Origin of the sequence: Janibacter limosus, from assembly GCF_004295485.1 — a bacterium.
Lineage (GTDB): Bacteria > Actinomycetota > Actinomycetes > Actinomycetales > Dermatophilaceae > Janibacter > Janibacter limosus_A.
The window spans coordinates 2,697,607-2,720,276 of the sequence record NZ_CP036164.1 but is presented as its reverse complement, the minus strand read 5'-3'; the positions used below and the strand labels follow the sequence as shown (position 1 = coordinate 2,720,276).

The window sequence follows — 22,670 nt, the reverse complement described above, 5'->3', positions numbered from 1 at the left end:
CGAGGAGAGGACACGGGGATGAGCTCGGGCGAGGACTTCGGCTGGCGGCGCATCGTCGTCCCCGCCTACGGTCCGACCCTGCTGTCGGCGTCGGCCGCCGGCGCCGTGGTGCCGATCGCGGCCCTGCGGGCCGACGAGCTGGGCGCGAGCCTGGGCATGGCCGCCTTCGTCGTCGCGCTCACCGGGGTCGGGCAGCTTCTCGGCGTCCTGCCCGCGGGTGCCCTCGTGGCGCGCATCGGGGAGCGCGCCACGCTCATCCGGGCCGGGCTGCTCGACGTCGCCGCGCTCGCGGTGGCCGGGTGGGCCCCCTCGTTGTGGCTCATGGGCGCGGCGCTGCTCGTCAGCGGGCTGGCCACGTCGGCCTTCTTCCTCGCCCGGCAGGGCTACATGATCGACGTGCTGCCGCAGCACCTGCTCGCGCGCGGCATGTCCCTGCTCGGAGGTGCCATGCGCGCGGGGCTGCTCCTCGGGCCGGTCGTCGGGGCGCTGGCCATCGCTCCCTTCGGCCTGCAGGGTGCCTACGGCGTCGCCGCGCTCCTGGCCCTCGGGTCGGCCCTCACCGTGCTCACCGCGCCCGACCTCACGGCCGACCACGAGCGGGCCCGGGCGGGCCAACCGCGCACGGGGATCTTCCGCGTCATCCGTCGGCACGCGCGTCTCCTGCTCACCCAGGGGGTGGGGGTCACGGTGATCTCGGCGCTGCGCTCCGCGCGCCTGGCGATCCTGCCGCTGTGGGCGCTGCACATCGGTCTCGACGGCGTCGACTCCTCGCAGATCTTCGCCGCGGCCGGGGTCGCCGAGCTCTTCCTCGTCTACCCGGGCGGCTGGATGATGGACCGGCTCGGCCGGTTGTGGGTCGTGGCGGCCCTCCTCGTGGTCGTCTCCGCCTCCTTCCTCGTCCTGCCGTGGGCCGACTCGAAGGGAGAGCTGCTCGCGGTCGCCCTCTTCATGGCGCTGGGCAACGGGCTGGGCTCGGGCATCGTGATGACGCTCGGGGCCGACAACGCACCAGCCGCGGACCGGGCGCAGTTCCTCGGCGCCTGGCGGCTCACGGGCGAGGTCGGTCATGCCTCCGGGACGCTGGGCCTGAGCGCCGTCACGGCAGTGGCGTCGCTGCCGGTGGCGGCCGTGACGCTGGGGGTCCTCGGCCTGGGCGGGCTGGCGTGGACGAGCGGGTGGATGGCCCGGGCCGACCGGGAGCGCCTCGCGCGCTGACGACGGCTGTCCGGTCGGTGCCGGGCAAGGCATGATGGGGCTCGTGAAGGACCTCATCGACACCACCGAGATGTACCTCCGCACGATCTTCGAGCTCGAGGAGGAGGACATTCCTCCGATGCGTGCCCGGATCGCGGAGCGACTGGGCCACTCGGGGCCGACCGTCTCGCAGACCATCGCCCGCATGGAGCGCGACGGTCTCGTCAGCCTCGGTGGGGACCGCCAGCTCGTGCTCTCCGACACGGGGCGCCTGCTCGCGACCCGCGTCATGCGCAAGCACCGGCTCGCCGAGCGGCTGCTCGCGGACGTCATCGGCCTGGAGTGGGAGCACGTCCACGAGGAGGCCTGCCGGTGGGAGCACGTCATGAGCGAGCGGGTCGAGCGCAAGATCCTGTCGATGCTCCCCGAGCACCGTGAGTCGCCCTACGGCACCCCGATCCCCGGCCTCGACGAGCTGCTTGCCGGCGAGGAGGCCACCGCCGACTACCTCGAGGGCCTGCAGAGCCTGACCGAGATCGTCGCAGCCGGCTCCCAGGGCGGGCAGTACCGCGTGCGACGCATCGGCGAGACCGCGCAGGTGGACCACGAGGCGCTCGCCCTGCTGACCGAGGCCCGGCTGCGCCCCGGCGAGGTCGTCACCATCTCGGCCGACCAGGACCGGGTCGTCGTCGCGAGGGTCGGCGCCCAGCCGGGGGACGCCGTCTCCTTGCCCGGCGACGTGGCCGAGCACGTCTTCGTCGAGATCCTCCCTTCCTGACCCGCCGTGACCTGAACGTGACATTGGGCCGATCTGCAGGTACGGTCTGTCGGGTCCGCCTCCCCTGGGCGGACTCGTCTCGCGGACGCTGAGTCCTGCCACCGCACCGGACGGATCTGCACGAACACCGCATGGCAGGAGCGGGGGACCCACTCATGGGGCATCGCGGATGCTCCTTGGGGTTAAGTCCTTCAGCGCATCGGACCGCAAGGTCGATCCGGCGCCGTAGGACCGGGCCGCACCTCTGGCCCGAACCCGACAGCTCACCCCGCAAGCCGGATAGAGGTCAACACCTTGTCTCACAACATCGGGCGCCACCGCGCCGCTGGTCGCTACAACCCCGTGTCCGAGATCGGGCAGATCGTCAGCCACGCCGGCACCCCGATCGCCAAGGGCACCGCCGTCTTCGCCGCCTCGGGTGGCCTGATCGCTGCGATCGCCGTCCCCGCGCAGGCCGCCGACTCCGCCACCGTCGTGGACTCCGCCCCGGTCCAGGCCACGTCGCAGGCCGCAGCGGTCACCGCACCCAGCGCCACCTCCTCGTCCACCCAGGCGGTCACCGCCTTCGGAAAGCTCGAGGTCACGCCCGTCGCCAAGCCGACCGGCCCGACCCCCGCGCAGCTGCGTGCCCGCGCCGAGCGCGAGCAGGCCCGCCAGGAGGCCGCCGCCGCTGAGCGCCAGCGCGAGCAGGAGGCCGCCCAGCAGGCCCAGCAGGAGCAGGCTGCCCCCGCTGCACCCGAGCGCACGCAGAGCAGCACGGCGAGCCGCTCGCAGGAGCGTCAGGCCCCCGCCGCCGCTCCGGCCCCGGCCGCCGCCCCGGCGCCGGCCCCGAAGAAGGCCGAGCCGGCCCCGGCTCCCTCCTCCAACGCCGGCGGCGTCATCGCGATCGCCAAGCAGTACATCGGCACCCCCTACGTCTACGGCGGCTCCACGCCGGCCGGCTTCGACTGCTCGGGCTTCACCCAGTACGTCTTCGCCAAGGCGGGCAAGTCCCTGCCGCGCGTCACGACCGCCCAGCAGGCCATGGCCACCCCGGTCTCCGACCCGCAGCCCGGTGACCTCGTCTTCTTCGGTTCGCCGGCCTACCACATGGGCATCTACCTCGGCGACGGCATGATGATCGACTCTCCCCGCACGGGCTCGAGCGTCAGCATCCGCCCGGTCTTCGACGGCGTCTCCGGCTACGGCCGCGTCTGAGCGCAGCTCACCCCGTGACCAAGGGGGCGAAGGGAGTCACTCTCCCTTCGCCCCCTTCGTCAGGTCGTGGGTCGGCACGTCGCGGGTCGTCGTGCGGTGAGTGCGGCTACGGCGCGCTGCCCTCGTCCTGCTCCATCCGCCGGTAGGCCTCGCCGAGCTCGTCGTGGTGCAGCAGGTCGTCCTCGGAGATGCCGGTGCGGTACCCGGCGCGGCCGAGGATGTGCGCCGTCACCGGTGCGGTGAGGGCCTGGGCGCCCACCACGATGAGCAGGGTCGCGACCGAGGCCCAGGTGCGCACGTTGAGGGCGAGCCCGACGAGGATCAGCAGCAGCCCCAGCGTCTGCGGCTTGGTCGCCGCGTGCATGCGGGCGAAGATGTCGGGCAGCCGCACCAACCCGATGGCACCCACGAGGGCGAGCACCGCCCCGAGGAGGATGCTGATCGCGCCGGCCAGGTCGCAGGCCTCCTGCCAGGTCATGACTCGTCCTCCTTGCGCGCCATGAATCTGGCGACGGACACGGAGCCGACGAAGCCGGTCAGGCTGAAGACGACCATGATCGGCAGCGCGCCCACGTCGTCGGTGCGCAGGATCTGCGTGGCGATGATGCCGGTGATGATGACGATCAGGACATCGAGGCTCAGCGCGCGGTCGAGGTTGGTCGGGCCGAGGTTGACGCGCACGAGCACCAGGGCGGCCGCCGCTATGAGCAGGCCCAGGGAGATGGCCAGGATGATGCTCATGCCTCCTCCGTCTCCTGGGCCGCTCGACCCGGGGCCGTCGGGCCCTGCGTGCACAGGGTGATCTCCTCGTCGGTGCCGATGGCCCGCACGACGCGGGTCTCGACGTCGAGGACGTCCTGCCGCAGCTCCTCCAGGCCCTCCGGCGAGGTCACGTGAAAGCCGTGGACGTAGAGGATGCCGGCCCGCCGACGGGCCTCGACGACGATCGACCCGGGGACGAGCGAGACGAGGGCCGACACGATCGTCATGTAGAACTCCGAGCGGGTGCGCAGCTGCACCTCGACGATCGATCCCCCGAGCGAAGGGCGGGGGCTCAGCGTGGAGATGACGATCTGCACGGCCGCGACGACGAGGTCGACGAGGAAGCGCGCGACGAGCACGACGAGGCGCCACGGGTGGATGCGACCGAAGTACTCGATGGACGGCAGCGGGAAGATCTGGGTGACGACGGCACCGATGATCAGGCCGTTGACGACATTGCCGAGGGAGACCTTGTCCCACAGCAGGACCCACACGACCGCCAGGGCGATGATCGCGCGTGGCTGCCAGCCGCCGCGACGTCCGGTGGTGGCGACGTGCTCGGCGTCCATCACGGCACCTCCTGGGGCAGCACGGCCTCGACGTAGGCGTCACGGGTGATCATCTGGCGCGCTGCGGCGTCGGTGTAGGTGAAGAGCGGCCCGGCGAAGACGGACAGCCCCATGCTGAAGACGACCACCGCGCTGGCGGCGCCGAGCATGAGCGGGGGCATGGGGCGGTCGACCTGGCGCGAGGGCGCCGGGGGTGAGATGGGTGTCGACGGCCGCTCGTGCGCGACGACCGCACCGATGGCGTCGCTCAGCCGCCCGAAGCTCGGGGTGAGCGTCGGGATCTCGAAGGTCTGGTCGGCGCCCTCCTCTGCGCGGGGCCGCCAGAAGGCGAAGCTCCAGGTCTTGGCCACCGCGTAGAGGGTGAGGAGCGAGGTGACGACCGACCCGACGACGAGCGTCCAGGCCACCGCGCCCCCGTCGGCGACACCCGCCTGCACCAGCCCCACCTTGCCGACGAAGCCGGAGAAGGGAGGGATGCCTGCGAGGTTCATGGCCGGCACGAAGAAGAGGATCGCCAGCACCGGGGACGTGGCCGCGAGCCCGCCGAGGCGGTTGATGACCGTCGACCCGCCGACCCGCTCGATGAGTCCGGAGATGAGGAAGAGCGCGGTCTGCACGATGATGTGGTGCGCGATGTAGAAGATCGCCGCGGACAGCCCCAGCCCGCTGGCCACCCCGATACCGAAGAGCATGTAGCCGATGTGGCTGACGAGGGTGAAGGAGAGCATCCGCTTGATGCCCGGCTGGGCGACCGCACCGAGGATGCCGACGAGCATCGTCAGCAGCCCGGCGATCATGAGCAGCGTGTGCAGGGGCGACTCGGGGAAGAGCAGGAACTGGGTGCGCACGATCGCGTAGACGCCCACCTTGGTGAGCAGGCCGGCGAAGACGGCCGACACCGGGACGGGCGCCGAGGGGTAGCTGTCGGGCAGCCACGCGGACATCGGGAAGACGGCGGCCTTGATGCCGAAGACGGTGAGGAGCATCAACTGCAGGGCCAGGCTGACGGTCGGGTCGATGTCGGGCAGGCGCAGCGACAGCTGGGCCATGTTGACCGTGCCGGCCGCCGCGTAGATCCCGGCGATGGCGACGAGGAAGAGGAAGGAGGAGACCATCGAGACGATGACGTAGGTCGTCCCGGCGCGGATCCGGGAGCCGCTGCCGCCGAGGGTGAGCAGCACGAAGGACGCGAAGAGCAGCATCTCGAAGCTGACGAAGAGGTTGAAGAGGTCGCCGGCGAGGAAGGCGTTGGACACGCCCGCCGACAGCACGAGATAGGTCGGGAAGTAGATCGACAGCGGTGAGTCCTCGTCGCCGTCGGCGACGCCCTGACCGATGGCGAAGACGAGCACGACGAGGATGACGAAGCTGCTGATCAGCAGCATGAGCGCGGACAGCCGGTCGGCGACGAGGGCGATGCCCAGCGGCTCGGTCCACGCGCCGAGCCACAGGACGATGGGCCCCTGGTCGTGGGTGCCCCACATCAGGGCGATCGCGACGCCGAGGCTCGCGGCGAGCACCAGGAGGCTGATGGCGACCTGGGTGCGGGGCCTGCGGCGCGCGACGAGGGTGAGCGCGGCCCCGAGCAGCGGTAGCAGGACGGGAAGGGGGAGGAGGTTGGCCATCGTCATGCGGTCGCGTCCTCCTCGTCTGCGGTGGTGGTGGACTGGGTGTCCGGGTCGTAGGTGCTCGAGACCTCGTCGCGTTCCGCGAGGCGCTTGATCAGGTCGTCCTCGGCGTCGTCCGGGACGTCGTCGCTGCCGGTGATGCGCCACTGGCGGTAGGCGAGCGAGAGCACGAAGGCCACGGAGGCCAGCGCGATGACGATCGCGGTGAGCACCATCGCCTGCGGGAGTGGGTCGCTCATCTCGGACGAGGGGCGGGCACCGACGAAGGGCGCTCCCTTCGCCGGTCCGGAGACGACGAGGTAGAGCGTGGCCACGCCGTTGCTGGCGAGGACGATCCCCAGGAGCAGTCGGGTCAGGGCCCGCTCGAGCAGGAGGTAGACGCCGCTCGCGATGAGGAATCCGGCGACGACGACGAGGGTGAGGCTGGGGGCGATGGCGTTGGGGTTCATGCGGTGAGCTCCTCCTCCTCGGCCTGCTTGTCGATGCCGGAGCCGAGGGAGCGCACGACGTCCAGGGCCAGCCCGACGACGATGAGGTAGACGCCGATGTCGAAGAGCAGGGCCGTGACGATCTTGACCTGGCCCCAGATCGGCAGGTCGAGCTCGACGACCGCGGACTGCAGGACGGTGCCGCCGAAGGCGAGCGGGGCGAGCGCGGAGATCGCCGAGACCGCGAGGCCGGCGCCGAGGACGAGACCGGCGCTGACCGGTGCGGCGAAGTCGAGCTCGGCGCGCCCTCCGGCGAGGTACCGCACGAGCAGCGCGAGACCGAGGACGAGGCCTCCGGCGAAGCCGCCGCCGACCTGGTTGTGCCCGGCGAGGAGCAGGTAGAGCGAGAGCAGGATCATCACGTGGAAGACGAGGCGGGTGGCGGTCTCGAGGATGACCGAGCGTCGCTCGCGTGGCACGGAGGCGATGACCTCGCCCTGGCTACGACGCCGCGTCCACGAGCGCTCGACGTCCTGCGTGCGCACGAAGACGAGGCTGGCGATTCCGGTGGCCGCCGCGACGAGGACGGAGATCTCGCCGAGCGTGTCCCAGGCGCGGATGTCGACGAGGGTGACGTTGACGATGTTCTTGCCGTGGCCGAAGGCGTAGGCCGCCTCGGGGAAGGCCTTGGAGATCGGCTCGTGGACGCGTGCATTGGCGGCGACGACGGTGATCGTCGAGATGGCCAGCCCCATGGACCCGGCGAGCGCCAGCCGCCACGAGCGCCGCAACGAGCGGCGCTCGGCCAGCGGGCGCCGGCGGAACCGCTCGGGCAGCTTGCGCAGCACGAGGACGAAGAGGACGAGGCTGAAGGTCTCGACGAGGACCTGGGTGAGGGCGAGGTCGGGGGCGCCGTGGAGCAGGAAGAGCAGCGCGAGGCCGTAGCCGGTGGTCCCGACGAACATCACCGACTGCAGCCGGTTGCGCGACCTGACCGCCAGGACCGCAGCCACGATGACGAAGAGCCCCACGACGGCCTGCGCGAGGGAGTCCCACAGCCGCACCTGCGTCCCGGGCAGCGCGGTGGCCGCCACGGCGCCGGGCAGCACCAGCACGATGATGAAGATCGTCCCGAGGTAGGTCGGCAGCGAGCCGCCCTGCGACAGTGCGGTGACCTCGACGGCGAAGCGGTCGAGGGCGCGCATGAAGCGCTGGTAGACCCGCTCGGCGTCGACCACCTGCGGCAGCGCGGCCTGCAGGCGGGCGAAGGGGGCCCGCGCAGCGAAGAGGAGGAGGCCGGCGGTGATCGCCAGGGCCGTCAGGCCGAGGGTGGGGGTGAGTCCGTGCCACAGCGCGAGCTGCTCGGGCTCGGGGCCGGTGAGGGTGCGCGCGTACGGCTCGAAGACGTCGCTCCAGGTGCCGCCGAGGAAGCCGCCGACGAGGGTGACGGTGGCGAGGAGCACGGGAGCGATGAGCAGTGCGGACGGTGCGGCGAAGGGGGTGGGTCTCGGGGAGGTGCCGGGTCCCCCCTTCGTGGCGAAGGCACCCCAGACGAAGCGGGCGGAGTAGGCGACCGTGAGCGTGGACCCGGCGACGAGGCCGGCGACGACGAGCCACCCGGTGATGCCGGGGATCGCGCCGTGGGTGGCGTCGAGGGCTGCGGTGAGGGCCGACTCCTTGGCGACGAAGCCGATGAGCGGCGGCAGGCCGGCCATCGAGGCCGCCGAGACGACGGCGACGGCGGTGAGGAGGGGGAGCCGCCGGGCCAGGCCGTGCAGCTGGGTCAGGTCGCGGGTGCCGGTCCCCTTGTCGATGATGCCGACGGTGAAGAAGAGGACCGACTTGAAGAGGGCGTGCGAGAGGACGAGGGCGAAGGCGGCCAGACCGGCGGCCTTGGTGCCGATGCCGGCGAGGGCGGTCATCATGCCGAGCTGGCTGACGGTTCCGTAGGCGAGGAGGAGCTTGATGTCGTCCTGGCGCAGCGCCCGCCACCCGCCGAGCACCATCGTCCACAGGCCCAGGCCGATGGTCAGGGGCTTCCACCCGGGGGTGTCGGCGAAGACGGGGGCGAGCAGGAGGACGACGTAGATGCCGGCCTTGACCATCGACGCGGCGTGCAGGTAGGCGCTGACCGGGGTCGGTGCGGCCATGGCGCCCGGCAGCCAGAAGTGGAAGGGGACCTGTGCCGACTTGGTCAGCGCCCCGATCAGGACGAGCAGGACGGCGATGGTCGTCAGGGTCCCGGCGGGCGGCGGGTCGGCGAGCATCTCGCTGATCGTGTAGCTCGAGGTCTCGCCGAGGACGATCGTGCCGACGAGCATCGCCAGCCCGCCGAAGGTGGTGACGAGCAGGGCCTGGGTCGCCGAGCGACGGTTGGCCGAGCGCACCGGGTTGTGCCCGATGAGCGTGTAGGAGAAGACTGTCGTCAGCTCCCAGAAGACGTAGAGCGCCATGAGGTTGTCGGCGATGACGAGCCCGAACATCGCGCCGGCGAAGGCGGTGAAGACGCCCGTGAAGCGCCACAGGCTGGGGTCGTCGGGCTTGAAGTACCAGGCGCAGTAGACGAGCGCGAGGGCGCCGACGCCGCTGACGAGCAGGCCGAGGAGCCACTGGAGCGTCCCGAGCCGCAGGTCGAAGTCCATCCCGAGCTGCGGCACCCAGCTGATCTGCTCGACGACGGCGTGGCCGTCGGTGACGCGGCTGGTCTGCGCGAGGAGCCAGGCGAAGGTGACCGCCGGCACGAGGGCGAGGACGAGGAAGGAGCGCCGGTGGAGGATCCGGGCGAGAGCGGGCGCGACTGCTGCTGCCACGAAGTGGGCGAGCAGCAGCAGGGTCACGAGGGCCTCTCGAGGGGTCCGGGGACGGGTTGTCAGTTTAACGGTTGGCTTCGCGCACTCCCCGTCGAGGTCGCCCCCGGGCTTCCCACGTTCCCCGAGGAGGCCGCCCCGCGGCCGTCTCGAGGGGAGCCAGATCGTCCACATTCTCGGGCTCACCCTCTTCTCTTGTTCGAACGTATGTACTAGTCTGGATGTAGCGAAGGGAGGCGCGATGACCGATCAGGGGACTGACACCACAGTGGGTGAGTCGATGGTCGGGGACGCGCTGCCTGATCGTCTTGCTGCTGCTCTTGAGGTGTTGAGCGGTGCTCGTGCCGAGGGTTTGTCGGAGGCTGAGCTGCTGCAGGTCGTGACGGTGTGCGAGGCGACGAAGGGGGCGGCTGCCGCGTTGCAGGCCCGCGCGACCGCGATGTTTGTCGAGGACCGTGACGCGAGGGTGGCGCAGGACCGTGCTGATGGTGTGGTCTCGGCGCGGGAGGCATCGTGTCGTCGGCGTGGGGCGCGGGCGGAGCTGGCTCTTGCTCGGCGGTGTTCGCCGGGTCAGGCGGATCGGCACGTGGGGTTGGCGAAGAGCTTGGTGCACGACCTGCCGTACACGATGGCGGCGTTGACCGCTGGTGAGCTGAGTGAGTGGCGGGCGACGATCGTGACCCGTGAGACCGCGTGCCTGTCGCACGAGGACCGGGTCGAGGCCGACCGCAGGTTGGCGGGGTGCCTGACCACGGTCAGTGACAAGGAGCTGGCTGCGGCGGCGCATCGGGCGAGTGCGGACCTGGACGCGGAGGCTCTGGTGCGGCGGCGCCGCAAGGCGGTCGCCTCCAGGAATGTGAGTGTGCGGCCTGCGGCGGATGGGATGGCGTGGTTGAGCATCCTGGGTCCGCTGGCGGATGTCGTGGGGGCGTTTGCGGCGTTGAAGAAGGCGGAGCAAGGCAAGTATGTCGCCACCGGTGACCCTGAAGTTGATGCGGCACGAGCCGCCGATGAGCGGGGTCGGGGCGCGTGGATGGCCGACACGGCTCTGGAGCTGTTGTCCGGTCGGTGCGAGGGGCAGGTGCAGCCGGTCGAGGTGGGTCTGGTGATGCGTGAGGAAGCGATCGTGCGCACCGGCGAAGGCTCCGGTGCGAGTGGCGATGCTGGTTCGGTGTTCTTCCGCACTGGCGCCACCGGTGCTGGTGATCGGGATGAGGTCGAGGTCCCGGGGTGGGGCGCGATGCCCGGGGAGATGGCCCGGGAGCACTTGCTGCGTCTGTGCGACGCGGGGACCGCGACGTGGTTGCGCCGGTTGTGGACCGCCCCGGGCGGCAACGACCTGGTCGCGATGGACTCCAAGCGGAGACTCTTCAGCGGGGTACTGCGGCAGCTGGTCGAGCTGCGGGATGCCACCTGCCGGGTTCCTTTCTGTGGGGCGCCGATCCGCGACATCGACCACGTCAGGGGTCACGCCCGTGGTGGTGAGACGTCGGCGGCGAACGCGATGAGTGACTGCCAGGGACACAATCTGGTCAAGGAGGCCCCGGGTTGGCGGGCCGAGGTCACCTCGACGGGCTTGGATCCTGGCGGCGGCCCCCACGAAGTCACCCTGACCACCCCGACGGGTAGCGAGTACATCTGCACGGCGCCGCCCCTGCTGGGTCACGGGCGACCACATCCGCCACGGCCTCGGTCGGCTCCAGCTCTGGTTCCCGATCTGATGTGGTCTCCCTTGGAGACCCACCTCGCGAGCATGTTTGCCGCCTAGCGCGCGCGGTCCAGCGCCAGTACGGGCCAGCCGCCGATGGGTTCGGCGATCAGCGCAAAATCACTGGCCTGACACGCGTCAACGACGAGTGCCCCCGGCTGGATTCGAACCAGCGACACCTTCTTTAGGAGAGAAGTGCTCTTCCCCTGAGCTACGAGGGCCTGGCACGGGCACCCTGGCTCTCACCAGAGGCGCGATGCGCCGAAGGACAGGGTACGCGTCATACTCCCTTCGGTGAGCACCCACGCCCTGCAGCGGCGCACCATCGCGACGCTCGCCGGGTCCCAGGTCCTCGGGGGTGTCGGCGTGAGCGCGGGCGCTGCCGTGGGTGCGCTGCTCGCGGCGGACGTGTCGGGCAGCGAGGCCTGGGCCGGGTTGGGTGGCACGGCGCAGACCCTCGGCGGTGCGCTGGCAGCGATCGTCATCGCCCGGATCATGGCGGCGAAGGGGAGGCGTCCCGGGCTCGTCACCGGGTACGCCATGGCCATCGCCGGCGGCCTGCTCATCGTGGGGGCGGCGGTGGTCGGCTCCTTCGCCCTGCTGCTCCTGGGATTCCTTCTCTTCGGTGGGGCGACCGCGGCCAACTCGCAGGCGCGCTTCGCGGCGACCGACCTCGCGGACGACGTGCACAAGGGCCGCCACCTGTCGATCGTCGTCTGGGCCACCACGATCGGGGCGGTCGCCGGGCCCAACCTGACTGGGCCGGGTCGCTGGGTGGCCCAGCAGCTGCACCTGCCGGTCCTCGTCGGCCCCTATGTCCTCTCGCTGGTGGGCATCCTCCTGGCCGGGCTCGTCCTGACGCTCGCCCTGCGCCCCGACCCGCTCCTCACGGCCAGGGCCCTGCAGGTCGAGCACGTCGAGCCGGGGGAGGACCACGCCCCACCGGCCACGGGATGGGCGGCCATCCACACGCGGCCCGACGCGCTCACCGGCGTGCTGGCCATGGCTCTGGGCCACACCGTCATGGTCTCGGTGATGATCATGACCCCCATCCACATGCGGCACGGGGACGCGACCCTCGAGGTCATCGGGCTGGTCATCTCCCTCCACGTCGTGGGCATGTACGCCTTCTCGCCCGTCACCGGCTGGGCCGTCGACCGCTGGGGCGCCCGGTCCGTCATCGGGGCCGGCTCGCTCCTCCTGCTCACCGCCAGCCTCCTGGCGGCATCCTCCCGTGAGGGGCAGTCGCTCGCCCTCACCGCGGCCCTTTTCGTGCTCGGTCTCGGCTGGTCCTGCACCCTCATCGCCGGGTCGACCCTCCTGACGGCGGCAATCCCCCTTCGCCAACGTCCCGCAGCCCAAGGCCTCGCCGACGTGGCGATGGGCCTGGCCGGGGGCGGGGGCGGAGCCCTCGCGGGACTCATCGTCGGATGGTGGGGATACCAGGCCCTGGGCCTGCTCGCCGGCGGCACGGCCCTGCTCGTCGGGCTGCTGGTCCCGCTCGGGAGGCGCCGCGGTTGTTAGCGTTGCCCGGTGAGCACCCCGTCGACCACCCCTGCCCCGGTGTCGGCTGACGTCTCGCGGCTGCGCCGCGAGCTCATGGAGCTCGGGGGCCCCAACACCCTGCTGTGGCCGGCCCGCGACCCGCACGTCGTCGACCTCACGACGGCCCACCCCGGTGGCGTGGCAATGCTGTTGTCCGGCAGGGACGCTCGCCTCTCCGACCTCGTGCGGGAGCCCGGCGCCCTGCTGCGCGCCCAGCGCCGGGCGGCCGAGCTGACCGAGCACGTCGAGCGGATCGCCGAGGAGCACGGGGTCCACACGGGGTTCCTCGCCATGGGGTCCGCCTCCTGGCAGGTGCCGGGTGAGGACGAGCGGCCACTGGCGCCCGTCGTCCTGCGTCGAGCGACGCTGCGGCGACTGCGGCCGGGGCCCGACTTCGCCCTCGACCTGGCCCACCGCGTCGAGATCAACCCGGCCCTCCTGACCTATCTGCGTCGGGCCCTGCACCGTGACATCGACGGCGAAGCCCTCGCCGACCTCGGCCGCGGAGACGGCCGCGGCTTCAACCCCACGCCGATCCTCGACGAGCTGCGGCGCCTGTGCGCGGACCTGCCCGAGCTCAACATCACCCCCCGGATCGTGCTGGCCGCCTTCCCCTACGGCAAGGCAGAGGCGCTCGCCGACCTGGCCGGTCTGGGCGACCGGATCACGCGCGGCCCCGCGGCGGCCCTGATCGCGGGCGAGCCGGTGCCACCCGCGCAGACCGAGCCCGACAGCGTCGCCGACACCGCGGTCCTCGACATCACCGCCGACCAGCAAGCCGTCCTCGACCGGGTCGCCGCGGGGGAGGACCTCTATGTCGATGCCCCTCCCGGCACGGGCATCGCCCGCCTCGTCGCCTCGGTCATCGCCCAGACGGCGGGCGAGCGCCGCAGCGTGCTCCTGCTCACCGAGAAGACAGCGGCCATCGAGGCCGTCGTCGAGGACCTCAAGGAGGCTGGGCTCGAGGACCTGCTCATCCACGTCGTCGACCCCGCCGTCGAGATCGACCCCGCCGTCGTCGTCGACCGCTGGCCCCGGGGGCTGCCCGAGTCCGAGCGGTCCTTCGACAACCCCGGCCGCCGGGCCGGGTCCGCTGCGCACCTGCTCGACGGCCACACCCACGCCATGCACGAGCCGCGCGAGCCGTGGGGCGTGTCCATCGCCCAGGCGCACGACGCGATCGTCGGCCTGAGCACCCGCCGCCCGGCGCCCCGCTCGCGGGTGCGGCTGAGCGGCAAGGTCCTCGCCTCCCTCGATGTCGAAGGGAGGGAAGCCCTCGTCGCGCAGGTGGTCGGGCTGGCCAACCGCAAGGCGTGGCACCCCGGCCGCAGCGACCAGCCCTGGGCCGGTGCGCGACTGCACGACGACGCCGACGTCGACGAGGTCCTGGCAGCCGTCGACCGCCTGCGCGGCAAGGACGGCACGCTCGCCCAGCTGCGCGCGACGGTCCGCGAGGTCTTCGCCGACATCGCCGAGCCACGCGCCGCCACTCCCGCGGACCACGGCCGCTTCCTCGCCGGCATCGAGGAGATCCGCGACACCGTCGAGATCTTCCGCCCCGAGATCTTCGACACCCCGCTCGACCACCTCCTCGCCGCCACGGCGCCCAAGGGCGCCTCGCCCGAGGGCGAGTCGCTCGGCGTGGTCGAGAAGCGTCGGCTGCGCGCCCATGCCCGACGGCTCCTGCGGCCCGGCCGTCCCCCCGAGGACCTGCACGCCGCCCTCCAGCTCGCGTCCCAGCAGCGCCGCAACTGGTCGCGGCTGACCGGCGGTGGCGGACGACCGCGGATCCCCACCGACATGGACCGGGCGCACACCGCCTACGAGCGCGTCTACGCCGACCTGACGCACGTCGCGTCGGTCATCGGCGACGACCCTGCAGCCACGAGCCTGCTCGACACCCCGTGGGAAGAGCTGACCGCTCGACTGGACGCCCTGGGCAAGGACACCGCCGGTGCCCGCGTCGTGCCCACGGTCATCGCGGACCTCGACGACCTGCGCTCACGGGGACTCGGCGACCTCGTCGACGACCTCGCCGCACGGAGGGTGCCCGCCGAGTCCGCCGCCGACGAGGTGCTCTTCGTCTGGTGGGCCTCGGTGCTCGCCGAGGCCGGCAGGGACGAGCGCTTCGCCCAGGTGACGGGCGAGCAGCTCGACGAGGCACTGCGCACCTTTGTCGAGGCCGACCGGGCGAGCCTGGGCGCCAACGCCGCCCGCATCGCCGCCCGCCAGCGCGAGCGCTTCCACGTCGACGGCCGCCGGCACCGGGCTGCCGCGCGGCAGGTCGCCGCGGCCCACGAGGGCCTCCTGGCCAGGCCGGCGTGGAGCCAGGCCTTCGACCGGTGGGGTGGCCTGCTGCGGGCGGCCGCACCGGCTTGGGCGATGCCTCCCTTCGTCGTCGGTCAGGTGCTGCCCCTCGACGAGCGCTTCGACCTGGTGATCGTCGACGACGCATCGCGCACGACGCTGGCGCGCACCCTCTCGGGCATCGCCCGCGGAGACCAGCTGCTCGTCATCGGCGACCGTGGTCAGCTGCCACCCGACACGTGGACGGCCGACGCAGGCGTCCCGGCACCGGCCCGCCCCCGCAGCTCGCTCGCCGACCTGGCCTCCCGGGTCCTGCCGTCGATCGCCTTGCGGGACAGCGCGTATCCCCGCCCGCGGGTCGACAACCTCCTCGGCGCCGAGACCACCGCTGCAGAGGTGGTCCACCCGCCGGCCCCCGTCCCCCACGACGCGGTCCATCTCGTGCGGGTCGAGGGCCACGGGATCCTCGACGAGCGCACCGGGCTCGTCGAGACCACCACGGCAGAGGTCGCAGAGGTCCTCGAGCGGGTCCGTGAGCACCTGCGGCGCTACCCGCGTCGGACCCTGGGCATCGTGACCTTCGGCCAGCTGCACGCCGACCGGATCGCCGACGCCGTGGCCGAGCTGGCGCAAGCCGAGCCACAGGTCGGGCAGGCCATGGCCGGGCTGCGGGAGCCCCTCGTCATCAAGCCTGCCGAGCGGTGGCAGCGTCAGCAGCGCGACACCGTGATCGTGGCCGTCGGCTTCGGCCGTACGCCCCAGGGGCGGGTCGTGCAGCGGCTGGGCGCCCTCAGTGGCGTGACCGGCGCCGAGCTGGTCCTCATCGCGGCGACCCGGGCCCGCCGGGCGGCGATCTGGGTGACCACCATCGACCCGGGCGACCTCGCCGGTGACCGGGGCAACCTGCCCGGCCATCGGGCGCTGCGCACCCTGCTGACGGGTCTGGTCGACCCGACCCCGACCACCTCCGATGGGTCGGCCCCGCTGAGCCCACTGCTCGCCGGCTTTGTCCAGCGACTGCGGGAGGGTGGTCTCGTGGTGACGACCGACGTCGGCATGGGCGAGCACCGGGTCGACATCGCGGTCGCCGACCCGCGGGACCGCCAGCGCATGCTGCTGGCCGTGGACGTCGACGGACCGGGCTACGCCGGTCTGGCCTCGACCCGGCAGCGCGACCGGATCCTCGTGGAGCGCCTCACCGACCTCGGATGGGCACACCTGCGGCTGTGGGCGGTCGACATCTTCGCCGACCCGGCCCGGCAGGAGGCCCAGGTCCTGCGCGCCGTGCGCGAAGCCATCGCCAAGGAGGAGTCGTGAGCCCGACACCCGGAGCCGACAGGCAGACCGGCGAAGGGGAGGACCTCACCCTTTCCGCGAAGGCGGACCCGGCGGACGCCACCCCTGGGTCGAAGCCGAAGCCGAAGCCGAAGCCGAAGGCAAAGCCCGAGCAGACCCGTGACGACACCGATCGCGGCTGGGGGGAGCGTCCCGACGAGGACGCCCACGACCGCTGGCTGCGGGAGCAGCGACCGCCGCACTGGGAGTGAGCGCCCACCCGCCCACTCCCGACATCCCGCGCACCTGAGCACCCGATCACGACGAAGAGGGCCGGTCACCGTGACGGTGACCGGCCCTCTTCGGGCGTGAAGCGGTGTGACTCAGGCGCGACCGGCGCGCAGGGAGTCGCGGATCTCGCGGAGGAGCTCGACGGACTCGTCGGTGGTCTCCTCCTCGTTGGCGACGAAGCGCTCACGCATCGCGGTGTAGGGCTTGACGACACCGAAGTAGACGACGGCGGCGAGGATGAGGAATGCGACGACGGCGGTGATGAAGGCGCCGACGGGGATGCCACCCGGCTTGAAGGCCGAGAAGTCCGGGTTGCTGCCGAGGACCTTGGCGATCAGCGCCATGATGACGGCGGTGAACGTGGCGACCACGGTGGCGAACGACGTGGCGATGATCAGACCGACGGCGATCTCGACGAGATTGCCGCGCATGATGAAGTCCTTGAAGCCCTTCATGAGGGTCTCCCTTCGGTTTGGGTACACAGGGGCGTGACGTATGTGCACATCACTCGTCTTGCATTGTGAACCATCGGCGGGTCGATTGCCGTGCCAGAGCGGCGTGTCGTGCGTCGCTCACCCACCCGCCACGAGGACGAAACCGCCCTGTGAGGCCCCGCCGGCGCCCATCTGGCGCAGGATCGGCTCGACATCGCTGCGGCGCAGGATGACCCGCGCCATGGCCGCCCCGGACGGTGTCTGGGAGGTGCCCGCGATGCGGGCGCCCGTGGCGATCGGGGTCCCGCGCCCCGGGACGTAGACCGCGACGGCGTCGCCGGGGAGCAGGTGGTCTGCCGGCACGGCCAGGGGGAGCGACAGCTCGGGCCCAGCGCGCTCAGCGGCCGGTACGGGGGCCGCTGCGGGCGGGCGGACGGCGCCGAGGGTCAGGTGCAGTGCCAGCAGGATCGCGACGACCGCGAGGGCTCGCCGCACCAGCGAGAGCCGCCAGGCCGCGCGCCGTGAGGGCCCGAAGAGGGACGGGAGCTGCTGCGCCAGACGGGAGGAGGCCATGCCTCGACGCTAGGGACATGTGGTCCCCAGCGGGTGGTCGATCAGCTGGCGGTGGACGCAGCGCTGGTGGTGCTCGAGGGTGTGGACGAGCTGCTCGTGGAGGACCCGTTGGAGGTGCCGGAGCCGCCCGTCGAGCTCGACGACGAGTCGCTGCTCGAGGAGGTGCTCGAGGCGGCGGTCGAGCTGCTCGCCGCCGTGTCGGTCGAGGAGCTGGTCGCCCGGGAGTCGTTGCGGTAGAAGCCGCCTCCCTTGAAGACGACGCCGACGGCGTTGAACTGCTTGCGCAGGTTGCCGCCGCAGCTGGGGCACACCGTCAGCGAGTCGTCGCTGAAGGACTGGACGATGTCGAAGGCGTGGCCGCAGTCGGCGCAGGCGTAGGCATAGGTAGGCATAACAGGCCCTATGATACGTCGCCGCGCCAGCCGGCCAGGCGGCCGTTCGCGGACACGGCCCGGAAGCGCTTCTCCGTCGCCTCGCGCAGGTCGCCGGGGGTGACGACGAGCAGCCGGTCGTTGGGCCACAGCCGGGTATGGGCGTCGGGGACGAAGGTCTCCTTGTCGCGCACCACGAGCGAGACATTGGCCCCCTTGGGCAGCCGCAGCTCGTAGATCTCGACGCCGGCGAGCTTGGACCCCGGGGCGACCGCGATCTCGAGCAGCTGCGCGCCGAGCTCCTCCAGGGGCATCGCCTCGACGATGACCCCGGTGGCCCGGCTGGGCTCGGTGACGCGCAGCGCCCGCGCCACCCACGGCATGAGCGGTGCCTGCACGACGGTGAAGATGACGACGAGCATGAAGACGAGGTCGAAGACCCACTCGATCCCGGGGACGTTGTTGGTGATCGGGACGGTCGCCAGCACGACGGGCACGGCACCGCGCAGGCCGGCCCAGGAGAGGAATGCCTGCTCGCGCCACGGCACACGGAAGGGGGTGAGCGAGACGAGGACCGACAGCGGCCGGGCCACGAGGAGCAGGACCAGCCCGACGAGGATCGCGCGGGGGATCTCGTCGAAGAAGCCCGAGGGGGTGGCGAGCATCCCGAGCATGACGAAGAGGCCGATCTGCGCGAGCCAGCCGAGCGCCTCGGCGAAGCCGGTCACCGACTGGCGGTGCGGCAGGTGCATGTTGCCCAGCACGAGGGCCGCGAGGTAGCAGGCGATGAAGCCGGAGGTGTGGATCGTGGCCGCACTCGCGTAGGCGAGCACGCCGATCGCGACGACCCCGAGGGAGAAGAGGCCCGAGGTCCCTGACGCCAGACGACGCATCAGCCACCCGCCGAGCCAGCCGACCGCCAGCCCGACGAGCGCGCCGCCCGCCAGCTCGACGACGGCGAGCAGCCCGATGCTCCACCACGGCTCGGCGGTGGCCGGGTCGGCGATCTGCAGGGACAGGGCGGTGACGAGCAGGACGACGGGCGCGTCGTTGAAGCCGGACTCGGCCTCGAGCATCCCGGAGAGCCGTCGGGGGAGAGGCACCACCCGCAGCACCGAGAAGACGGCGGCGGCGTCGGTCGAGGCGAGGATCGCGCCGATGAGCAGGCTGATCTGCCAGTCGGTGCGCAGGATCTGGTGCAGGGCGACCGCGACCACCCCGACCGAGACGAGGACACCGACGGTCGACAGCGCCAGGGCCGGGCCCACGGAGGAGCGGATCGAGGACCAGTTCGTCGTCAGCCCGCCCTCGATGAGGATGAGGACGAGAGCGCAGTAGCCGAGCACCTGCGCGACCTGGTCGGAGTCGAAGGGGATCCCCAGGCCCTCCTTGCCCACGGCGAGCCCGATGGCCAGGTACAGCAGCAGGGTCGGCAGGCCGGAGCTGGTGGCCAGACGGACGGCAGCGACGGCCACGACGAGCACGAGCGACCCGGCCAGGAGGACCAGCGACAGGTCCGAGAGGCCGAAGGCAGCGGCCTGCTCGGTCATCGTCACCGCATCCCCCTCTCGCCGTCGCTGGCGTCTAGTCTCGCAGGGTGACCCTCGCGCGTCAGGTACGCCGCAGCCTCTACGTGACGCTGGCCCTCGTCATCGTGCTCGTCGTGGTGCTCGCCGGGGTCGTCTTCGGCCAGGGGCGCCGCCCCCTTCCCCAGACCGACGGGACGCTCGAGGTCAAAGGACTGACCGGTGACGTCGAGGTGCTGCGGGACGCCCAGGGCATCCCCCACATCTACGCCGACACCAGGGGCGACCTCATGCGGGCACAGGGCTATGTGCAGGCCCAGGACCGCTTCTTCGAGATGGACACCCGACGGCACATCACCGCCGGCCGCCTCGCCGAGCTCGTGGGCGAGCCCGGCGTCGAGACCGACACGGTGATCCGCACGATGGGGTGGCGCCGGGTGGCCGAGCAGGAGCTGCCGATGCTCCAGCCGGAGACCCGTCGGGCGCTCGCGGCCTACACCGACGGGGTCAACGCGTGGATCGAGGAGCAGGGCTCGCCCTCCTCGATGGCCCTCGAGTACACGATCCTGTCCCTGAGCCTGCCCGAGTACCGCGTCGAGCCGTGGACCTCCGTGGACTCTCTCGCGTGGCTGAAGGCGATGGCGTGGGACCTGCGTGGCAACTACACCGGCGAGCTGACCCGCGCCGCGCTGCAGGGCCGGGTCAGCGACACGATGATCGCCGAGCTCTACCCGGCCTACCCCACGGCCGAGCACGTGCCGATCCTCTCGGGCAAGGACTGGCGACCGGGAGGAGCGAAGGGAGGGTCGGCGCAGCCCGCGCAGCCGAAGGGGGCCCAGCCGAAGGGGGCCCAACCAACTTCGTCGTCCGCGCCGGCCGGCTCGTCCGCACCAGCAGGCTCTGCCGCAGTGCTCGACACCGCGGCCGCGATCGACGCGGTGCCCGCGCTGCTCGGCCGCGGCGAGGGGATCGGCTCCAACTCCTGGGTGGTCTCGGGCGAGCGGTCCACGACGGGAGCGCCGTTGCTGGCCAACGACCCCCACCTCGGGGTGAGCATGCCCGGCATCTGGTACCAGATGGGTCTGCACTGCCGTGAGGTCAGCGATGCCTGCCCGATCGACGTGTCCGGCTACACCTTCGCCGGTGTACCCGGTGTCGTCATCGGGCACAACCGGGACATCGCGTGGGGCTTCACCAACCTCGCGCCCGACGTGACCGACTTCTACCTCGAGCAGATCACTGGCGACGAGTACCTGCGCGACGGCCGGCTGCGCCCGCTCGAGACGCGCACCGAGACGATCCGGGTGGCGGGTGGCCCGAGCCAGCAGATCACCGTGCGCTCGACCGGTCACGGGCCGATCCTGTCGGACGCCGTCCCCTCCGTCGCGGCGGCCGGGGACGAGGTCGAGGTCGAGGGGCGGGCCACGAGCGACTACGCCGTCTCCTTCGCCTGGACGGCCCTGCGACCGACCACGACGGCCGACGCCCTGCTCGGGCTCAACACGGCGAGCAACTGGGACGAGTTCCGCGCTGCGGCAAAGGACTTCGCGGTCCCGAGCCAAAACCTCGTCTATGCCGACACCGCCGGTCACATCGGCTACCAGGCCCCCGGGCAGGTGCCCATCCGCAAGGGCGTCGGCGACAACCCGCCCGGCTACGTGCCGGCCCCGGGATGGGACTCGGCCTACGACTGGACCGGCTTCGTCCCCTTCGACGAGCTGCCGTCCTCGCTGGACCCGCCCGAGGGACTGGTCGTGACGGCCAACCAGCAGGTCACGGCGAGCACCACCCCCTTCCTCACGACGGAGTGGGACTCCGGCTATCGCTCGCAGCGCATCCGCGACCTGCTCGAGAGTGACGAGCAGGTCAGCCCCGACAAGATGGCGCGCATCCAGCTCGACACGGACAACGGCCTCGCGCCGGCGCTCCTCGGCCCGCTGCTCGAGGTGGAGCTCGACGATCCCTTCACCGAGGACGCGCGTGCCCTCCTGCGTGACTGGGACGGCCGTCAGCCGGCCGGGGCGGGGGAGGACGCAGCCGCCGCGATGTACTTCAACGCGGTGTGGCAGCGGATCGTGGCGCTGACCTTCAACGACGACCTCCCCGCCGACCTGCAGGCCAGCGGCGGGTCGCAGTACTGGCAGGCCGTGACCGGCCTGCTCGCCAAGCCCCAGAGCGGCTGGTGGGACGACCGCACGACGGCGGGGGTCGTCGAGGGGCGCGACGAGATCCTGCGACGCGCCCTCGTCGACGCGCGACTGGACCTCACCCGCGAGCTCGGCAAGGACCCTGCGACCTGGCGGTGGGACCAGCTGCACCAGGTGACCTTCCGCCACCAGGTGCTCGGCGGAGACACCATCCCCGCCCCGGTGCGGGGCCTGGTCAACTCCGGGCCGCACCCCGTCCAGGGCGGCTCGTCGACGGTCGACGCGACCGGCTGGGACGCGTCGCAGGGCTTTGCGGTGACGTCGGCCCCGTCGATGCGCATGGTCGTCGACCTCGGTGACCTCGACGCGTCACGGTGGGTCAACCAGACCGGGGCGTCCGGGCACCCCTTCAGCGACCACTACGACGACCAGGTCGATGACTGGCTCGCCGGGCGCACCCACCCGTGGCCGAGCAGCGAGGCTGCGGTCCGCGAGGGCACCGAGCAGACCCTGACCCTCACCCCTGCGGGGCAGTAGTCCCCAGCACGCGATGGGTCGGTGTGCACCCCTTCGCCGTCAGCACCCACGGGACCGGGATGTCGTGCTCCTCGCTGGGCAGCCGCTCGTCGGTGTGCTCGCCGGGGTGAAGCAGGACGATGACCGGCGTCCCGGTCGGCAGCATCGGCAGCACCCGGTCGTAGCAGCCGCCGCCCTGCCCCAGCCGCGTGCCGGCGGTGTCGACCGCCAGTCCCGGGGCGAGGACGAGGTCGGCGTGCGTGGGCGCGTCGATGCCGAAGGGGGTCCGCCCCGGGTCGTCGAGGTCGCACCAGTCGAGCTGCATGTCGGGCAGGGTGATCGGGACGAGGACCCGGTCACCGCGGGCGCGGAGCGCAGCGTTGATCGCGGCGGTGGGCGGCTCGTGGGGGAGCGACTCGTAGGACAGGACCGTGGCCGGCTCGGACCTCGGTCCGGCTCCCGCGGGAAGGGAGTCGAGGTGCTCCGCGATGGCGCTCGCGTCGGCCGTGAGGTCTCGGGCGGCAGCCAGCCGTCGCCGCCGCGCCCGCAGGAGGCGACGGACATCTCCCTTGGACATGGGGGCAGAGGCCATGACTGCATCGTAGGGTGACCGG

General features: G+C 72.0%; 19 protein-coding genes, 1 tRNA gene and 1 riboswitch. Of the genes, 8 read left to right on the top strand and 12 right to left on the bottom strand.

Translation table 11 applies throughout. The features are described from left to right. Positions 1-18 precede the first annotated feature (18 nt). The 3 genes from EXU32_RS12985 to EXU32_RS12975 all read left to right on the top strand — a co-directional run bounded on the left by EXU32_RS12985 (position 19) and on the right by EXU32_RS12975 (position 3,169). Positions 19-1,215, top strand: coding sequence for an MFS transporter (locus EXU32_RS12985; protein WP_130630281.1), 1,197 nt, complete (start codon positions 19-21; stop codon positions 1,213-1,215). A gap of 43 nt (positions 1,216-1,258) precedes the next feature. After that, complete coding sequence (locus tag EXU32_RS12980; RefSeq protein ID WP_165399672.1) at positions 1,259-1,972, top strand: metal-dependent transcriptional regulator; 714 nt, start codon at positions 1,259-1,261, stop codon at positions 1,970-1,972. A 123-nt stretch (positions 1,973-2,095) separates the two neighbouring features. Next, positions 2,096-2,264, top strand: a riboswitch (cyclic di-AMP (ydaO/yuaA leader). A 2-nt stretch (positions 2,265-2,266) separates the two neighbouring features. Then, a complete protein-coding gene (locus tag EXU32_RS12975) occupies positions 2,267-3,169 on the top strand; it encodes a C40 family peptidase (RefSeq protein ID WP_130630280.1) in 903 nt (300 codons plus the stop codon). Positions 3,170-3,275: 106 nt separating this feature from the next. On the opposite strand, the gene mnhG is transcribed toward EXU32_RS12975, so the two are convergent. Genes mnhG through EXU32_RS12945 form a run of 6 tightly spaced genes read right to left on the bottom strand, consistent with a single transcriptional unit; the run spans position 3,276 to position 9,393 of the window. Next, on the bottom strand, positions 3,276-3,647 hold the full coding sequence (mnhG, locus tag EXU32_RS12970) for a monovalent cation/H(+) antiporter subunit G (RefSeq protein WP_130630279.1): 372 nt from the start codon (positions 3,645-3,647) through the stop codon (positions 3,276-3,278). Continuing rightward, the gene (locus EXU32_RS12965; RefSeq protein WP_130630278.1) at positions 3,644-3,910 is read right to left on the bottom strand and encodes a monovalent cation/H+ antiporter complex subunit F; all 267 of its coding nucleotides are present in this window, start codon (positions 3,908-3,910) and stop codon (positions 3,644-3,646) included. Before EXU32_RS12965 ends, mnhG begins: the two co-directional genes overlap by 4 nt. Then, the gene (locus tag EXU32_RS12960) at positions 3,907-4,500 is read right to left on the bottom strand and encodes a Na+/H+ antiporter subunit E (RefSeq protein ID WP_130630277.1); all 594 of its coding nucleotides are present in this window, start codon (positions 4,498-4,500) and stop codon (positions 3,907-3,909) included. Before EXU32_RS12960 ends, EXU32_RS12965 begins: the two co-directional genes overlap by 4 nt. Then, positions 4,500-6,131 (bottom strand): Na+/H+ antiporter subunit D, encoded by a 1,632-nt coding sequence (locus EXU32_RS12955; RefSeq protein ID WP_207233796.1) that lies wholly within the window; start codon positions 6,129-6,131, stop codon positions 4,500-4,502. The genes EXU32_RS12960 and EXU32_RS12955 overlap by 1 nt, the downstream gene beginning before the upstream one ends. Further along, on the bottom strand, positions 6,128-6,577 hold the full coding sequence (locus tag EXU32_RS12950) for a Na(+)/H(+) antiporter subunit C (RefSeq protein ID WP_130630276.1): 450 nt from the start codon (positions 6,575-6,577) through the stop codon (positions 6,128-6,130). Before EXU32_RS12950 ends, EXU32_RS12955 begins: the two co-directional genes overlap by 4 nt. Next, positions 6,574-9,393 carry a Na+/H+ antiporter subunit A gene (locus tag EXU32_RS12945; protein WP_130630275.1) on the bottom strand — a complete coding sequence of 940 codons (2,820 nt, stop codon included), beginning with the start codon at positions 9,391-9,393 and terminating at the stop codon, positions 6,574-6,576. Before EXU32_RS12945 ends, EXU32_RS12950 begins: the two co-directional genes overlap by 4 nt. A 211-nt stretch (positions 9,394-9,604) precedes the next feature. On the opposite strand from EXU32_RS12945, the gene EXU32_RS12940 reads away from it, so the two are divergent. Then, positions 9,605-11,131 carry an HNH endonuclease gene (locus tag EXU32_RS12940; RefSeq protein WP_130630274.1) on the top strand — a complete coding sequence of 509 codons (1,527 nt, stop codon included), beginning with the start codon at positions 9,605-9,607 and terminating at the stop codon, positions 11,129-11,131. A gap of 89 nt (positions 11,132-11,220) precedes the next feature. Here the strand turns inward: EXU32_RS12940 and EXU32_RS12935 are convergent. Continuing rightward, positions 11,221-11,292, bottom strand: a tRNA-Arg gene (locus EXU32_RS12935). 73 nt (positions 11,293-11,365) lie between these two features. Here EXU32_RS12935 and EXU32_RS12930 point away from each other — a divergent pair. Genes EXU32_RS12930 through EXU32_RS12920 form a run of 3 tightly spaced genes read left to right on the top strand, consistent with a single transcriptional unit; the run spans position 11,366 to position 16,470 of the window. After that, positions 11,366-12,595: an MFS transporter gene (locus EXU32_RS12930; RefSeq protein ID WP_242612788.1), complete on the top strand. Its 1,230-nt coding sequence runs from the start codon at positions 11,366-11,368 to the stop codon at positions 12,593-12,595. A 9-nt stretch (positions 12,596-12,604) separates the two neighbouring features. Then, complete coding sequence (locus tag EXU32_RS12925) at positions 12,605-16,240, top strand: DUF4011 domain-containing protein (RefSeq protein ID WP_130630273.1); 3,636 nt, start codon at positions 12,605-12,607, stop codon at positions 16,238-16,240. Beyond that, the gene (locus EXU32_RS12920; RefSeq protein ID WP_130630272.1) at positions 16,237-16,470 is read left to right on the top strand and encodes a hypothetical protein; all 234 of its coding nucleotides are present in this window, start codon (positions 16,237-16,239) and stop codon (positions 16,468-16,470) included. The genes EXU32_RS12925 and EXU32_RS12920 overlap by 4 nt, the downstream gene beginning before the upstream one ends. 111 nt (positions 16,471-16,581) lie before the next feature. Here EXU32_RS12920 and mscL read toward each other — a convergent pair whose 3' ends face one another. The 4 genes from mscL to EXU32_RS12900 form a co-directional block, all read right to left on the bottom strand. Next, positions 16,582-16,944, bottom strand: a complete 363-nt coding sequence (gene mscL / locus EXU32_RS12915; protein WP_130630271.1) for a large conductance mechanosensitive channel protein MscL — start codon at positions 16,942-16,944, stop codon at positions 16,582-16,584. Between the two features lie 117 nt (positions 16,945-17,061). Next, positions 17,062-17,496: a hypothetical protein gene (locus EXU32_RS12910; RefSeq protein WP_130630270.1), complete on the bottom strand. Its 435-nt coding sequence runs from the start codon at positions 17,494-17,496 to the stop codon at positions 17,062-17,064. A gap of 41 nt (positions 17,497-17,537) precedes the next feature. After that, positions 17,538-17,888: an FmdB family zinc ribbon protein gene (locus EXU32_RS12905; protein ID WP_130630269.1), complete on the bottom strand. Its 351-nt coding sequence runs from the start codon at positions 17,886-17,888 to the stop codon at positions 17,538-17,540. Between the two features lie 8 nt (positions 17,889-17,896). Continuing rightward, positions 17,897-19,417, bottom strand: coding sequence for a potassium/proton antiporter (locus EXU32_RS12900; protein ID WP_130631194.1), 1,521 nt, complete (start codon positions 19,415-19,417; stop codon positions 17,897-17,899). 47 nt (positions 19,418-19,464) lie between these two features. Between EXU32_RS12900 and EXU32_RS12895 the strand changes: the two genes are divergently transcribed. Further along, positions 19,465-22,077, top strand: coding sequence for a penicillin acylase family protein (locus tag EXU32_RS12895; RefSeq protein ID WP_130630268.1), 2,613 nt, complete (start codon positions 19,465-19,467; stop codon positions 22,075-22,077). Here the strand turns inward: EXU32_RS12895 and EXU32_RS12890 are convergent. Beyond that, positions 22,058-22,648, bottom strand: a complete 591-nt coding sequence (locus EXU32_RS12890) for a 5-formyltetrahydrofolate cyclo-ligase (protein WP_130630267.1) — start codon at positions 22,646-22,648, stop codon at positions 22,058-22,060. The genes EXU32_RS12895 and EXU32_RS12890 overlap by 20 nt on opposite strands. Between the last annotated feature and the right edge of the window lie 22 nt (positions 22,649-22,670).

What these genes read in the sequence shown, in the direction of transcription:
- EXU32_RS12940 (WP_130630274.1), top strand. Translation starts at nt 9,605, where the DNA reads ATGACCGATCAGGGGACTGACACCACAGTGGGTGAGTCGATGGTCGGG.
- mnhG (WP_130630279.1), bottom strand. Translation starts at nt 3,647, where the DNA reads ATGACCTGGCAGGAGGCCTGCGACCTGGCCGGCGCGATCAGCATCCTC.
- EXU32_RS12965 (WP_130630278.1), bottom strand. Translation starts at nt 3,910, where the DNA reads ATGAGCATCATCCTGGCCATCTCCCTGGGCCTGCTCATAGCGGCGGCC.
- EXU32_RS12955 (WP_207233796.1), bottom strand. Translation starts at nt 6,131, where the DNA reads ATGACGATGGCCAACCTCCTCCCCCTTCCCGTCCTGCTACCGCTGCTC.
- mscL (WP_130630271.1), bottom strand. Translation starts at nt 16,944, where the DNA reads ATGAAGGGCTTCAAGGACTTCATCATGCGCGGCAATCTCGTCGAGATC.
- EXU32_RS12890 (WP_130630267.1), bottom strand. Translation starts at nt 22,648, where the DNA reads ATGGCCTCTGCCCCCATGTCCAAGGGAGATGTCCGTCGCCTCCTGCGG.
- EXU32_RS12950 (WP_130630276.1), bottom strand. Translation starts at nt 6,577, where the DNA reads ATGAACCCCAACGCCATCGCCCCCAGCCTCACCCTCGTCGTCGTCGCC.
- EXU32_RS12910 (WP_130630270.1), bottom strand. Translation starts at nt 17,496, where the DNA reads ATGGCCTCCTCCCGTCTGGCGCAGCAGCTCCCGTCCCTCTTCGGGCCC.
- EXU32_RS12900 (WP_130631194.1), bottom strand. Translation starts at nt 19,417, where the DNA reads ATGACCGAGCAGGCCGCTGCCTTCGGCCTCTCGGACCTGTCGCTGGTC.
- EXU32_RS12905 (WP_130630269.1), bottom strand. Translation starts at nt 17,888, where the DNA reads ATGCCTACCTATGCCTACGCCTGCGCCGACTGCGGCCACGCCTTCGAC.
- EXU32_RS12985 (WP_130630281.1), top strand. Translation starts at nt 19, where the DNA reads ATGAGCTCGGGCGAGGACTTCGGCTGGCGGCGCATCGTCGTCCCCGCC.
- EXU32_RS12960 (WP_130630277.1), bottom strand. Translation starts at nt 4,500, where the DNA reads ATGGACGCCGAGCACGTCGCCACCACCGGACGTCGCGGCGGCTGGCAG.